The organism is Paenibacillus hebaui, assembly GCF_051934385.1.
Taxonomy (GTDB): Bacteria; Bacillota; Bacilli; order Paenibacillales; family Paenibacillaceae; genus Paenibacillus.
On record NZ_CP196836.1, the window covers coordinates 6,585,719 to 6,597,768 of the forward strand.

The 12,050-nt window shown below is 40.5% G+C and carries 13 protein-coding genes, 2 pseudogenes and 1 CRISPR repeat array; of the genes and pseudogenes, 9 read left to right on the top strand and 6 right to left on the bottom strand.

Annotated features, from left to right (window positions below):
- Nucleotides 1-193: 193 nt before the first annotated feature.
- Nucleotides 194-658 carry a GNAT family N-acetyltransferase gene (locus tag ACR32F_RS29655; RefSeq protein WP_440113637.1) on the bottom strand — a complete coding sequence of 155 codons (465 nt, stop codon included), beginning with the start codon at nt 656-658 and terminating at the stop codon, nt 194-196.
- Nucleotides 659-951: 293 nt separating this feature from the next.
- Between ACR32F_RS29655 and ACR32F_RS29660 the strand changes: the two genes are divergently transcribed.
- Nucleotides 952-1,305, top strand: a complete 354-nt coding sequence (locus ACR32F_RS29660; RefSeq protein ID WP_440113640.1) for a hypothetical protein — start codon at nt 952-954, stop codon at nt 1,303-1,305.
- Nucleotides 1,306-1,386: 81 nt separating this feature from the next.
- On the opposite strand, the gene ACR32F_RS29665 is transcribed toward ACR32F_RS29660, so the two are convergent.
- The 3 genes and pseudogenes from ACR32F_RS29665 to ACR32F_RS29675 all read right to left on the bottom strand — a co-directional run bounded on the left by ACR32F_RS29665 (nt 1,387) and on the right by ACR32F_RS29675 (nt 3,346).
- Nucleotides 1,387-1,557 (bottom strand): aspartyl-phosphate phosphatase Spo0E family protein, encoded by a 171-nt coding sequence (locus tag ACR32F_RS29665; protein ID WP_440113642.1) that lies wholly within the window; start codon nt 1,555-1,557, stop codon nt 1,387-1,389.
- A gap of 964 nt (nt 1,558-2,521) precedes the next feature.
- Nucleotides 2,522-2,620 (bottom strand): annotated as a pseudogene (locus ACR32F_RS29670) (ATP-dependent DNA ligase); the annotation flags it as partial.
- Nucleotides 2,621-2,863: 243 nt separating this feature from the next.
- Nucleotides 2,864-3,346 (bottom strand): hypothetical protein, encoded by a 483-nt coding sequence (locus ACR32F_RS29675; RefSeq protein ID WP_440113645.1) that lies wholly within the window; start codon nt 3,344-3,346, stop codon nt 2,864-2,866.
- A 485-nt stretch (nt 3,347-3,831) separates the two neighbouring features.
- Here ACR32F_RS29675 and ACR32F_RS29680 point away from each other — a divergent pair, with 485 nt between their 5' ends.
- The 3 genes from ACR32F_RS29680 to ACR32F_RS29690 are packed head-to-tail and all read left to right on the top strand — an operon-like array spanning nt 3,832 to nt 4,444.
- Entirely contained in the window at nt 3,832-3,957 is a 126-nt protein-coding gene (locus ACR32F_RS29680) for a hypothetical protein (RefSeq protein WP_440113648.1), read from the top strand.
- A 12-nt stretch (nt 3,958-3,969) separates the two neighbouring features.
- Nucleotides 3,970-4,140, top strand: a complete 171-nt coding sequence (locus ACR32F_RS29685; RefSeq protein ID WP_440113651.1) for a hypothetical protein — start codon at nt 3,970-3,972, stop codon at nt 4,138-4,140.
- On the top strand, nt 4,133-4,444 hold the full coding sequence (locus ACR32F_RS29690) for a hypothetical protein (protein WP_440113654.1): 312 nt from the start codon (nt 4,133-4,135) through the stop codon (nt 4,442-4,444). The genes ACR32F_RS29685 and ACR32F_RS29690 overlap by 8 nt, the downstream gene beginning before the upstream one ends.
- 49 nt (nt 4,445-4,493) lie before the next feature.
- On the opposite strand, the pseudogene ACR32F_RS29695 reads toward ACR32F_RS29690, so the two are convergent.
- Nucleotides 4,494-4,574 (bottom strand): annotated as a pseudogene (locus ACR32F_RS29695) (excalibur calcium-binding domain-containing protein); the annotation flags it as partial.
- A gap of 1,016 nt (nt 4,575-5,590) precedes the next feature.
- Here ACR32F_RS29695 and ACR32F_RS29700 point away from each other — a divergent pair.
- The 3 genes from ACR32F_RS29700 (at nt 5,591) to ACR32F_RS29710 (ending at nt 7,958) form a co-directional block, all read left to right on the top strand.
- The gene (locus ACR32F_RS29700; protein WP_440113657.1) at nt 5,591-6,760 is read left to right on the top strand and encodes a serine hydrolase domain-containing protein; all 1,170 of its coding nucleotides are present in this window, start codon (nt 5,591-5,593) and stop codon (nt 6,758-6,760) included.
- Between the two features lie 306 nt (nt 6,761-7,066).
- Complete coding sequence (locus ACR32F_RS29705; RefSeq protein ID WP_440113660.1) at nt 7,067-7,411, top strand: PadR family transcriptional regulator; 345 nt, start codon at nt 7,067-7,069, stop codon at nt 7,409-7,411.
- Entirely contained in the window at nt 7,401-7,958 is a 558-nt protein-coding gene (locus ACR32F_RS29710; protein ID WP_440113663.1) for a DUF1700 domain-containing protein, read from the top strand. Before ACR32F_RS29705 ends, ACR32F_RS29710 begins: the two co-directional genes overlap by 11 nt.
- A gap of 510 nt (nt 7,959-8,468) precedes the next feature.
- A CRISPR array of direct repeats spans nt 8,469-9,186; the repeat unit is 33 nt; unit sequence ATTTCAATCCACGCACTCCATACGGAGTGCGAC.
- A gap of 517 nt (nt 9,187-9,703) precedes the next feature.
- Here ACR32F_RS29710 and ACR32F_RS29715 read toward each other — a convergent pair.
- Entirely contained in the window at nt 9,704-10,204 is a 501-nt protein-coding gene (locus ACR32F_RS29715; RefSeq protein WP_440113666.1) for a hypothetical protein, read from the bottom strand.
- A 383-nt stretch (nt 10,205-10,587) separates the two neighbouring features.
- Between ACR32F_RS29715 and ACR32F_RS29720 the strand changes: the two genes are divergently transcribed.
- A complete protein-coding gene (locus ACR32F_RS29720) occupies nt 10,588-11,019 on the top strand; it encodes a hypothetical protein (RefSeq protein ID WP_440113668.1) in 432 nt (143 codons plus the stop codon).
- A 27-nt stretch (nt 11,020-11,046) separates the two neighbouring features.
- Nucleotides 11,047-11,472 carry a hypothetical protein gene (locus ACR32F_RS29725; RefSeq protein ID WP_440113671.1) on the top strand — a complete coding sequence of 142 codons (426 nt, stop codon included), beginning with the start codon at nt 11,047-11,049 and terminating at the stop codon, nt 11,470-11,472.
- Nucleotides 11,473-12,050 lie beyond the last annotated feature (578 nt).

Consider the following 12,050-nt stretch of genomic DNA (forward strand, 5'->3'; position numbering starts at 1 on the left):
TGTTTTCGACAAAATTCGAGGTGCGAATCCCCCAGGGAAATTATGTGAGCTTGGGGTTCGCACCTCTATTTCAACCTATCTAACACCCCTCACCAGACGTGACGTCTGCTTCAAATCTTCAATTCTCCCTGCGCCTATGCCAAACAAGACAGTGCACAGCTTGAATTCCACTATAATCCGTTTGTTTTTACCTTTACAAATCCTTATACATCGTCAGATCCGTTACCTCATACCCCATCTTGCGATACAGGCTGCTTGCACGCACATTATGTCCAAACACATGCAAACCAATGCGATCCACGCCAAGACTCAAAGCTTTCTGTTCAAGCGCCTCCATCGTTTCTGTACCATATCCCTTGCCTCGATGCACTTCTTCAACCACAATATCCAGCAAAAAAGCTTCCTTACCACGACGATTCTCTGTGATATTGAACCAGATGTACCCCACATTACCCTCGGCCTCATGCACCACATTGTAGATGTAATTTCCCGGTGTGTTTAGCCCTTCTGGTAAGTACTTGTCATAGGACGCCTCTGCCCGCTCTTGTGCTTCTTCCGCAGCCCATGTGCCTGCCTGCACTTTCTCTTCTGCAAAATCTTTAATCGAGCGAACACGGAAATTTGCATATTCTTCTTGATTCATTGCTACCAATTCCATCTGATGTTGCTCCCCCCACACGTTGACTCTCTATGTATAATGTTATTTGAACTTCATCGTATTATACTCTGTTTTATCATATCCAACTTTGGATTCTCTCGTTACGTTTGTATCTATATAGGTTGAACAAATGAGTTTACACTGGATCACTCCCACTGTGCTGCCGAACCGTCTTTCGATTAATGATCTAGAAAGAAAGGAGCAATTGTCCTATGCATACACGCCGTCCCGTTTCAAAGAGGAAATAGATTATCCTGACCGCCGTAATTCTCTTCATCTGTACGATCGCTTACATGAGTTTTCAGAACGCTTTTGATCGTTTCGGTCACCTCCGAATCACCATTAACAACCAATCTGATCTGGAGCTTGTTGATGTGAAGGCAGGTTTAATCCTAGGCGACAACTCCATGAACAACGTAGATAATGGAACATTATATTTATGGAAAAAGAATGTCCCCAGTGGAAAAAAAGTAAAGTTTGCTCCACAGCTTCAACTATCCGGTGAAGGAGCCGTCTACCTGGAGTTCACGGACAGCCAAGGCAAAACGTATAACCGGACGGTCTGCGGATACACCGAATCCTTATCCGGCAATTCATATGTCACCGTGACCAACGATGATGTAACCGTAAAAGAAGAATGTATGTAAACTTTCTACTGCACACCACAACTTATGTTAAAATATAAAGGCGAGCTACCCGCCAAAGTTTCTCGCCCTAAGTCGATTGGATTATTCCATCGGCTTTTCTATTTTAACATGATTGTATCGATTAATTAGATCATCCAGGACCATGGATTGATGTATGACCTGGGGATGAAGAAGATCTCCATAGTCCATCTTTAATTGATAAAGCTTTTGCCTCGCTGCTTCGATCTGCAACTTGAGTTCATCACAATGCATATCCACCCCTCCCTGTTGTAACATTTTAGACTATTCTGCTATTTAGTAGGAAAGCAAGTGAACTCCAACACATATTGTCAGTCATCATAGTCTGGAGCCATGTTACTGAGCTTCAGTGCTAACAAATTCTCTTCAAAAACAAACCCTAAAAGCATCTTAATACAAAAAAAACCCTTCCAAGTAGATGGATTAAACCAGTCTGCTTGAGGGAGCATCTCATATTTATAGAACGTCTTTTGAGAAATGTTTGTTAATTTCCAAGTCCATGACTGTTCGTTGTCATTTTGACAGCCGGTTGTTGTCCAGTATCTAACTGAATTGTTACTGAAACAGACATCACGGTTAGACCTTAATATTGCAAGATCATTGTTTGAGACGCCAAGCTTCGATGTTTTTTAAATATATCCCCACACATTTACTATAAACTCATACCCAATTAGTACTATCAACTCCCCATGCCATGACCATTAGTTGTCATGATGACGGGAGGATTTATTTCAACGGGAATAGGTTGAGTAGTCGGAACAGTTACTCCTACTGTGATACTACATGTCAATATCAATAGTGCCAACTTCATCTTCATTTGTTCAAACCTCCCGAATTAATGTTTTGTATCGCACTTTAGCCTCTTCAACTGCATAATACCGTAGGTTCACAAGCAAAGTACCATATTGGTCACTAGTATATTGCTCGTTGATTTTTCCAATACGGCTACTTTGTTCTTGATACATGAAATAAGGTTCATACGCTTCAAGAACTGAATTAATGTTAATATCAAAATCAACTGAAGAGTGCTAGGGCAGAACAACCAACAGCCTATGTATAAACGGATTATGCATAGGTGCCACGTAATTTGATGAGAAATGCGCTATTTTTCTGTCATTGATTAGATAACGAGTCATCAACTCTTCAGGGTGACTGTAATTGTAAAACGTCCACACATATAATCAACCTCAAAATAAGGATAGATCAGACGATGGCCGTCGATCTTTGGCTCATATATAAAATCGCTGTGGCTAAACGGACCAGGAGCCGTTTTCAGCAGCATAGGGGATATAAACATAGTTTCACCTCTACCTAATTATAAATGGCATTGGTAGAGGAAAGAGCAGGGAAGTAATGGGTATGAAAATACCCGTGCACTTTCACACTGGTCGGCGGGCTTTTTCTCTTCAGTCCTCAGCTCTCTTCCGGCATCTACAGCGTCCTCTAATCGATCAAACACACCCAGGTAGTGCCGTACTACGGCATCACCTCACCAAAACAAAAAGAGCCGCATCGTAACACGGCTCTAATTAATATATACTTATTGCCCGCCTGTATTTGAAGCCCAGACAGGATACCAGCCTATACTCAAGTTCTTTGTGTTGTAAAGAACTAAATTTCCGTCATCTTGAACGATTAGCAGGTCACCCACGAGGTTTACTGGTACATTACCTTGTCCGTACCACGCATTAGCCCATGCATTATTGTCTGACGTCCAATACGGAGTATTATTCCAATCCATTAACTTAAGTCTTCCATTATAATGATCAATACTGAGCTGTGATATTCTAAGGTCGCGGGTATTGGTGTGCCATATCATGGTGTGTGTGCGATTATTCCATAGCTGAATATCTCCAGAAGGCATAAATTCCAGGGAATAAGTCATGTTGTTTGATCTTAACGGAATCGCATTCGCAGTAAATGTTTCGCGAACCGTGAGACGTTCTCCAGCTGCAAATGTTGCAGGAGCAATAGGGAGCTGGATCATGAACACCGCAAATAAAAGTAGAATAATCTTTTTCATAATAGCCTCTTTTCTGGAATATTTTATTATTTTCTCACCAAATATATCATAAAATCGATATAAATGTATAAATAAATATATCAGAAAATCAATAAGGCAGTAACCAACCGAGTTCTAACCGCCCCCGACTCACCTCGTCCTTCTCTGTTGCTCACGAGACATACCGGTTGCTTCGATTCTTACAGCCCGGTTCCGGTAATGCTGCTTCCGTCCTGCACACGGGAATTTCTGACGGAGATTCGGAAGTACATGGAATGAAAGTGAGGTGCCCGCGCAACTGGGCGGGGGCACTCTAGGAATCAAGAGAACGCTGCCCTGTTATGCTCTCTCCTGCGGCGTTCCTGCAGATGCACGCCTATAAATTTTTGAACCCCTTATTTTTGACCCTATCTCAAAAATTGACACCCGACGGGCGGCGACCGCCGGAGATCATCAAGGCATTTAAAGTCCTGTCCGCCGAAAATTACATACAATGGAGCGTATCCATGCCTATCCAGACGGCAGTAAACCTTGAGGGTTGGGAACGTAACGTGCCGTATGATAACTCGTCGGAGCAAGGTGTGCAGAGCCGCAGAGAGGGGAATAACATTGATTATTGGCTATATCATTAAGGAGGGGCCACAGTGACCAAATTGGAGGGAAACGAACGGTGGAAAACAAAAATGATCATGACTGAGCATGTTGAGCAGTTCGAGGAGCAGCGGCGTGATACTGGAAATAAATTGATAACGATTGAAGAGAGGACGCTGGTCCGTGACCTCATATTGCTCCCATACATAGACACACATGGTTAGCAAGAGCCTCAAGGAGATCGAGCACTCCGGCAACATTCTGAAACGCGCGTATTCGATGGCTGGTGAAGCCATCCAGCGTAGGATCATGCAGGATACTTATCAGTTGCAAAAAGAACTGAAGCAGCGGAATATAAAAGTGTTGGCGGATGAACAGGAGGAATTCTTGGTGTATCATAAAATCTTATGCCGTGGATACCAGGAGCGGTTTGGAATGACCCGTGATGTGATGCGTACCGAAATCAGCCTGCGATTGACCAAGTATACATCGGAACTTGGAGACTCATTAAAAGATTATTTTAAGTAAGTATCCAGCGACATAACAAAACTCCAGGAGATCACCCTGGGGTTTTGTTTTATTCACACGCGACTCCATCACCATCCCGGTCCAACTTTTTAGAGTAACCAGGTTCACCCTTATAGATCGGGGCAGCGCCTTCGATAATCTCATTTCCTCCTGGTTAACTTCCATCTCACTAATTTCAGAAACATTCGGCTTATACTGAAATGAAACATAAGAAGTGTGGGTCAAGGGCTTTCCTTGTCCCTTGCTCATAAAGAACAAGATGAACGGATTTAAACGAGCTTCGTTATATAACATTTGATAGGTATTATAAATCTTCTTCATCGAATCTGGACTTGATAAAGTAATCTGGACCAATACAACTGGTTCCCTAAAGGCCACCAGCGTTAGATTCCGACCTACAGCCGTCATGAAGGGGTACGACCGAGATACGTGTAAAAACGGGTCATACCCTGGATATAAACCCCATATTAAGCTCGATAGCGAACGAAAGCAGTATTTTTGTAGAAGTAGCCGCCAAAGTATTAAAGGCGGCGCAGATCGGCGGCAAGCGGAACATTGATGGGATTTTGCAACAGCCAAGAGAAGCTGAACAGCAAAATGAAACTGAACGATAAGCACAAAAAAAAGAACGGGCGCGGCGGTCATTCATAGACCAACCGCACCCCGTTTTTACTATGGGTGTGTCACGCAGCAGAACGATGATTTTGAGGGAAAAGGTATAAAACCCTTGCTCCTCTCAAAACGCGCCCGGAAACCAGCACTATATAAGGGCATATGCGCCCCTATTGCGTAATATCCCGCTGTTTCTGCTTGCACTCGGCGGTTGTTGATACTGAATTTCTTTCAAAATATCTCTCGTTGAATAAAAAAACTGATGTACTATTGATAATTGAGGTACTGTGTTGTACGATGTATATGTACTGTGTTGCACGATGTATATGCAGGAGGTAGGAGTGAAAGGAGGAACAGATATGACGAATATATGAAAAACAAACCAGTTAATAGAGTATTTTAAAGAAAGAATTAATTTGTGGGATGCGAAAAAAAGAGGAATTTACCGCTCGGTAGGACAGAATGGCGTTGGTAAAACAACAATTATGAAGATAATTACAAACTTACAATATTAATAGAGAAGAGGAATTCCTTATGAAAATACGTAGTCAAATTACATTTGCAAGTCTGGTCCTTTTAATAACTGGAAGTTCCCTGCTATACACATCGCCAACCTCAATTGTAAAAGCAGAACCCACTCAAAATGTATCTAGTTCGTTACAAACAACCACTCAACGAGATCATAATTCCGTCAAGCAAGCAATGCGGGATACATTGCAACTTGGATTCCCGGGGATACTTGCTAAAACTTCTGAGGGTGGAAAAACGTGGGGTTATGCCGCTGGGGTAGCGAATCTGAGCACCAAGAAACCAATGGAAACAGATTTTCTATTTCGCATTGGCAGCGTAACGAAGACGTTCACTGCAACGGTTGTACTTCAATTAGCTGGAGAGAACCGCTTAAATCTAGACGACTCCATCGAAAAATGGTTGCCTGGTGTCATTCAAGGAAACGGATATAATGGTAAACTGATTACCATCCGGCAGATATTGAACCATACAAGTGGTATCGCTGAATACTCAATGTCAAAAGACGCTGATTTTATGGATACAAAAAAATCGTATACGGCTGAAGAAATAGTGAAGATGGGGATTTCTCTGCCCCCAGACTTTGTCCCAGGAAAGGGCTGGTCTTATTCAAACACAGGATACGTATTACTGGGTATTCTTATTGAAAAAGTAACCGGAAATAGCTACGCGGAAGAGATAGAAAATCGGATTATTGAACCGCTTGAATTGTCAGATACATTCCTACCTGGCAATTCAAGCGTTATTCCAGGCACCAAGCATGCTCGGGGATATTCCCAACCAGACGAAGCAAGTGAGATAAAAGACGTTACTTATTATAACCCAAGTGCAGGTAGCTCAGCTGGAGATATGATTTCTACTGCTGACGACTTAAATAAATTCTTCTCTTCCTTGCTCGGTGGCAAATTGCTGAAGGAACAGCAACTAAAACAAATGCTTACTACAGTTCCTACAGGAAGAGCAGGAATGGATGGATATGGTCTTGGAATCTTTGAATTTAAGCTTCCAAACGGTGTCTCGATATGGGGACACACAGGTGGCATTCTAGGGTTTTCTACTATTGCTGGAGGTACACTTGGAGGCAAGCATACGTTGGTCGTCAGTTTGAACAGTTTGGGTAGAGATAACAGTCCTAATCCTTTTAAAAATATTTTACTTGCTGAATTTAGCAAATAGAAAAAAAGGAAAATACGGATAAATTTTGTCATAGTTTTTATAGTTAAAAATATACCTTTCTGGTTCAAAAGCCCCAACTTACTTTTAAAATAAATTTGGAGCTTTTTGGAATTATGACGGAAACTTTTTAAACCTTGCCCGTCTCAAAACGCGCCCGGAAAACCCGCGCAATACAAGGGGGTGTTACGCCCTTATTGCGTGACATTGCCCGCTGTTTCTGCTTGCGTTCGGCGGCTGTTGGTACTGAATTTAATATTGATAAATATAGTACTGTGTTGTACGATATATATGCAGGAGGTACAATACATGAATGTTGAAGATTGGAAATCACAAATTAAGCGAGGAACACTCGATTTTTGTATTCTATTGCTAATAAAGCAGCGACCATATTACGGGTATGAAATCATAGGTATGTTAGAGCAATATCCTATTGTTGCTGCAAAAGAAAATACAATTTATCCACTGCTTAGAAGATTACTGAAAGAAGAATATATTTCTTCATCTTGGCAAGAAGGTACAGAGGGCTTGCCACCGAGAAAATATTATACCCTTACAGAAAAAGGAGACAAATACTTAAACGCGATGTCCTTAGAATGGGATAATTTATTAAAAGTTATATCAGAAATTAAAGGAGAATTAAATGATGGATAAAATTATGAACGACTATCTTGTAAAAATTGAAAAGTATTTGAATTCTATGTCCGATTCCGAGCGTATTGACATTGTAAAAGAAATCAAAAGCGTAATGCTTGAATTGCAAAATAATGGTTTTTCTTATGAGCAAATCATCAAACGGTTAGGAAACCCAAAAGAATTAGCGAAAGCATACTTAGGTGAAGCCATTTCAAAGAACAATAAATTTAGTTGGAGTAAATTCGGCGCAATATTTGCATTTTGTAGCAGCTTTGCAGGCATCAGCGGTATGTTACTTTTGCCATTCATCAGTACTCTTTCCATTGCTTTCATGATTGGTGGAGTTATTACGCCGATAGGCGGAATTATTAAATTTGTCGGGTATCTTATGGGATATAATATTGCCGGAATAACAATCGAAATGGGAGCATTTACACCAAGCCCAATGCAGTTCTTGCCAATTTCTATTATGATTGGTGTGTTAATGTTTTGGCTCGGAAAAGTCTTATGGAAACTTACAATTAAATACATACAAGCAATTAGTCAGAAAAAGAAAACAGTGTAATAATATAAAGAACGGGGTGCGGCGGTCATTCATAGACCAACCGTCCCCCGTTTTTACTATGGGTGTGTCACGCAGTAAAGCCCTTACCCCTCTCAAAACGAGAGCAGGGTATCTTAAACGCGCAGTGGATGGATTTATTACTTCGTCAACCCTCTTCAAGCGAAACGATCATAAGGCACACAGCTTCGTAAGGTGAAGACAGATGCAGATGATGCTTGGCGTTTGGCTGAGATGAATTACCGAGGGGACGTTAAAGTACACCGTAGCCATCGGAGTTCACGACTGGAGATGAGCCGGGTTACCAGGTCGTGCGGCTATCACAATTGGGCAAAAGAGCATTTCAAATTTGTGTTTATGTATATTTAGTGGTCAAACTGTACTTTGTGTTTAGGTTATGTTCTCGATGAACCAGTAGAAGTCCGGATCATTAAGCTAACGGGATACATTAGTTTAATAACAGCGGCTGTCTAATACTTTATTTATCAAGTCTTGTTCTGCGATGCTAGTCCTATTTCAATTCACGCACTCCATACGGAGTGCGACCGTACCGGTTCGATCCCGGTCCTCGGCATCCATTAAATTTCAATCCACGCACTCCATACGGAGTGCGACCTCCTGTTCCCGGTATACCCTCCATCCCTTTTCAGGGATTTCAATCCACGCACTCCATACGGAGTGCGACCAGACACTATCCCGGATGAAGATAACCCTTACAGAATTTCAATCCACGCACTCCATACGGAGTGCGACAAGAAACTTTCAAACCTGAATTATTCATACTATAGAAATTTCAATCCACGCACTCCATACGGAGTGCGACCACTACTTACGCTATCACTAACAGGACTGTACGAGATTTCAATCCACGCACTCCATACGGAGTGCGACAAATAATGCTTGATGCAGGCATCATTTCCCAAAAAATTTCAATCCACGCACTCCATACGGAGTGCGACGCGGCTAGTCCAGAAACAAACATTGTCATATTACTATTTCAATCCACGCACTCCATACGGAGTGCGACCCGCTATTACTTTCTAATAGTTTGTCATTTATTGCGATTTCAATCCACGCACTCCATACGGAGTGCGACTCCATAGGACAATCCTAAAAAACTACTCTAGGAGATTTCAATCCACGCACTCCATACGGAGTGCGACATCTAAGCAGTGGCTTAAATCTTCCGATCACATGGATTTCAATCCACGCACTCCATACGGAGTGCGACAGCGAAAACACACGTAATAAAGTCATATAATTCATGAACCATCACGTTTTACCAATAATTATATCAAATCAAATCTACATTTGTGATAAAAAGACAACCTAAATTGAATACCGATGTTGCCAAAAGGTCACGAAAAGGATGTTTTCGACAAATTTCGAGGTGCGAATCCCCTAGGGAATCCGTGTGAGCTTGGGGTTCGCACCTCGCCGGTTACTACTCTCTCCTCATTTACTTATGATAAGCATTTGGGACAGAAAGGTGTTTGCTGTTGAAAGAAAAAAAACATTTGGAAAATACTTAGTCAGCTTCTTCATCACTATACTGACCACTATCTCGTCTTCCCTCCAACCTACACAATAACATACAAAATAAGGAGACAACGTTAGCTGTTGCTGGATATATTCTATAAATCTCATTTCCTCTTGGTTAACTTCCATCTCACTAATTTCAGAAACATTTGGCTGATACTGAAATGTAACATAAGGAGTGTGAGTCAAAGGTTTTCCTTGTCCCTTGCTTATAAAAACGATATGAATGGATTTAAGAGAGCTTCGTTATATAACATTTGATAGGTATTATAAATCTTCTTCATCGAATCTGGACTTGATAAAGTAATTTGGACATGAACCTTCCCTTTTTTGTATGCGACTCGTAAGGAGTCAAAGACCGAAAGTAGCTTAAATATGATCTTTTCATTTAGCTGACCTTCTGACTCTGAATAGTGTAGCTCTCCTACATACTTAGGTTGGTTGCTCGAATCTCGAAGCTCACAGTGATAGATCATATAAAATTGGTACAACGCAAATTGCACTTCCACATTAGAAAGCATAATCTGTTCCACATCCTGTGCTTCAAAAGGGATTTCGTGGAAGTCCACTCCACTTTCTATGATTCTTCTGACCGTTACCCTATTATTTTGAATCGAATAAACTTCTTGCTTTAATACTTCCTCCTGATCTAGATCACCGTAAAAGGTATTGAGTAAACTGCTCTTAACTTTAAAAAGAGTTTTTTTCAATCATATAATAGGCTCCTTTGCAGAGATGAAACTTGTTAGAATAAAGACGTGCAGCTATTCGCCACTCGCCTATAATAATAAACTACTATTAGAAATGCAGCAGTATATCAATATAGTCATCGTTTTGATCAGACCATTCTTTAAACTCTTTAACTGGATTCACTTACCCAACCGCTTCTAAAAAATGACTTTACAAACATGATGTGTAAAGTCATTTTATCATATTAATACTCTACAATAGATTCGTGAATAACTCTGGAATAAATATAATATTACCTACAGCGAATATTTCCAACTGTATTACAAATTTCACCTTACTTCGACATATTGCATGTAATATCATGATGAAGTAACATAAATACAAATATTTGGAGGTATTTGGAATGATTGTGTCTATGAAAAAGAAATTAGTACTAGCTCTGTCAACCTCAGTACTCGCTCTATCGTTAGTTATTGCTCCAATCTCTGCATTTGCTAGCACTCCGAATCCTGTCAACCAACTATCATTAGAAACGCAAGCCATCGCTCCTAACCAAGTCGATGATGGAACTGTTACAACAATGGGTGTAAAGAAATCGGTATTTGTATTTGCACTTAAACATGGTGGAGAACTACTTGAAGATTTGTTAACATATTTAGGTAAAAAAGAGTATGCTGATTATGTCAAAGATAATAGATTACTGATAGCCGACTTTTTGGAAAGTACTGAGTTGGTTGTTGAGAAAAGCTTGGTGAACTTCCTCATATTCGAGTGTGGAATTCCTCAAGGTGCTGCTCGTGTAATTGCTTCGGCTATTATGTTCATTGCATTCTAAACTATTTTAATAAAGGTGGGTAATTAAATGAGTATTGATGAACAACTTGAGCTTCTAAAATATCAAATCAAGCTCATTAAAACATTGGTTGCATCCGATGATCATCCGCATCAAATGTTCTTACTTGATCATGATTTCACGGAAAAGCAAACCCGATCTTTGAATGACGTATTGTACATATTCAACCGCCGAATAGGTAAACACTCCACTGACAATGATGAACAGATGAAGCTGTTTTATCATGAGAAAGTAGAAGATATTAAGGAACGTAATAAGTTTTTCTCTGTTCCTGATGATTTTCTATTGAGTGATTCTCCGCCAACATATGAAGAGTTCGTTTCGCTCATTAAGTTGATTGCGCCGGCAGATGTTAATCCGTCATACCTTTTGAAGTCACTTCAGATGCAAGGAATGCATGTTGATCTTTGTAAACAATTATTAAAACAAAGATAAATCGGTAAAAGGCCCTATTATTTGCTTACTGATAGGGCCTTTTTTTTGTTTATATATAGTTTAATCACGCAACGTGTTCGTTGTTTATTTGCGTCCTTGCAACCAATAATCGTTTGAATATCCGAACCGCCTGATAATACTTATCCACCCCATTCACATAAATGTATGTGATGTCTCCCTCTGTTGGATCTCCAACTCCAAGCATCATATCTTATCTCTTTCAACTATTCTTAATACTCTGTAACAACCCTTACAATGACACTCCAAGACAATAAAGCATGGGATTTATTTCAATCCACGCACCCCATACGGAGTGCGACTCGCTGATCCGTTAGACCTGTCGAAATCCCAACGCATTTTCAATCCACGCACTCCATACGGAGTGCGACAGCGAAAACACACGTAATAAAGTCATTAAATTCAGAAATTATCACGTATTACCAATAATTATAACAAATCATATCTACATCTGTGATAAAAAACAGCCTAAATTGAATACTAGTGTTGCCAAAAGGTCACGAAAAAGAAGTTTTCGACAAACTTCGAGGTGCAAATGCCCCAAGGAAATCATGTGAGCT

Coding starts and splice junctions, on each gene's coding strand:
- ACR32F_RS29655 (WP_440113637.1), bottom strand. CDS start 658: ATGGAATTGGTAGCAATGAATCAAGAAGAATATGCAAATTTCCGTGTT.
- ACR32F_RS29660 (WP_440113640.1), top strand. CDS start 952: ATGAGTTTTCAGAACGCTTTTGATCGTTTCGGTCACCTCCGAATCACC.
- ACR32F_RS29665 (WP_440113642.1), bottom strand. CDS start 1,557: ATGCATTGTGATGAACTCAAGTTGCAGATCGAAGCAGCGAGGCAAAAG.
- ACR32F_RS29675 (WP_440113645.1), bottom strand. CDS start 3,346: ATGAAAAAGATTATTCTACTTTTATTTGCGGTGTTCATGATCCAGCTC.
- ACR32F_RS29680 (WP_440113648.1), top strand. CDS start 3,832: ATGCCTATCCAGACGGCAGTAAACCTTGAGGGTTGGGAACGTAACGTG.
- ACR32F_RS29690 (WP_440113654.1), top strand. CDS start 4,133: ATGGTTAGCAAGAGCCTCAAGGAGATCGAGCACTCCGGCAACATTCTG.
- ACR32F_RS29700 (WP_440113657.1), top strand. CDS start 5,591: ATGAAAATACGTAGTCAAATTACATTTGCAAGTCTGGTCCTTTTAATA.
- ACR32F_RS29705 (WP_440113660.1), top strand. CDS start 7,067: ATGAATGTTGAAGATTGGAAATCACAAATTAAGCGAGGAACACTCGAT.
- ACR32F_RS29710 (WP_440113663.1), top strand. CDS start 7,401: ATGATGGATAAAATTATGAACGACTATCTTGTAAAAATTGAAAAGTAT.
- ACR32F_RS29720 (WP_440113668.1), top strand. CDS start 10,588: ATGATTGTGTCTATGAAAAAGAAATTAGTACTAGCTCTGTCAACCTCA.
- ACR32F_RS29725 (WP_440113671.1), top strand. CDS start 11,047: ATGAGTATTGATGAACAACTTGAGCTTCTAAAATATCAAATCAAGCTC.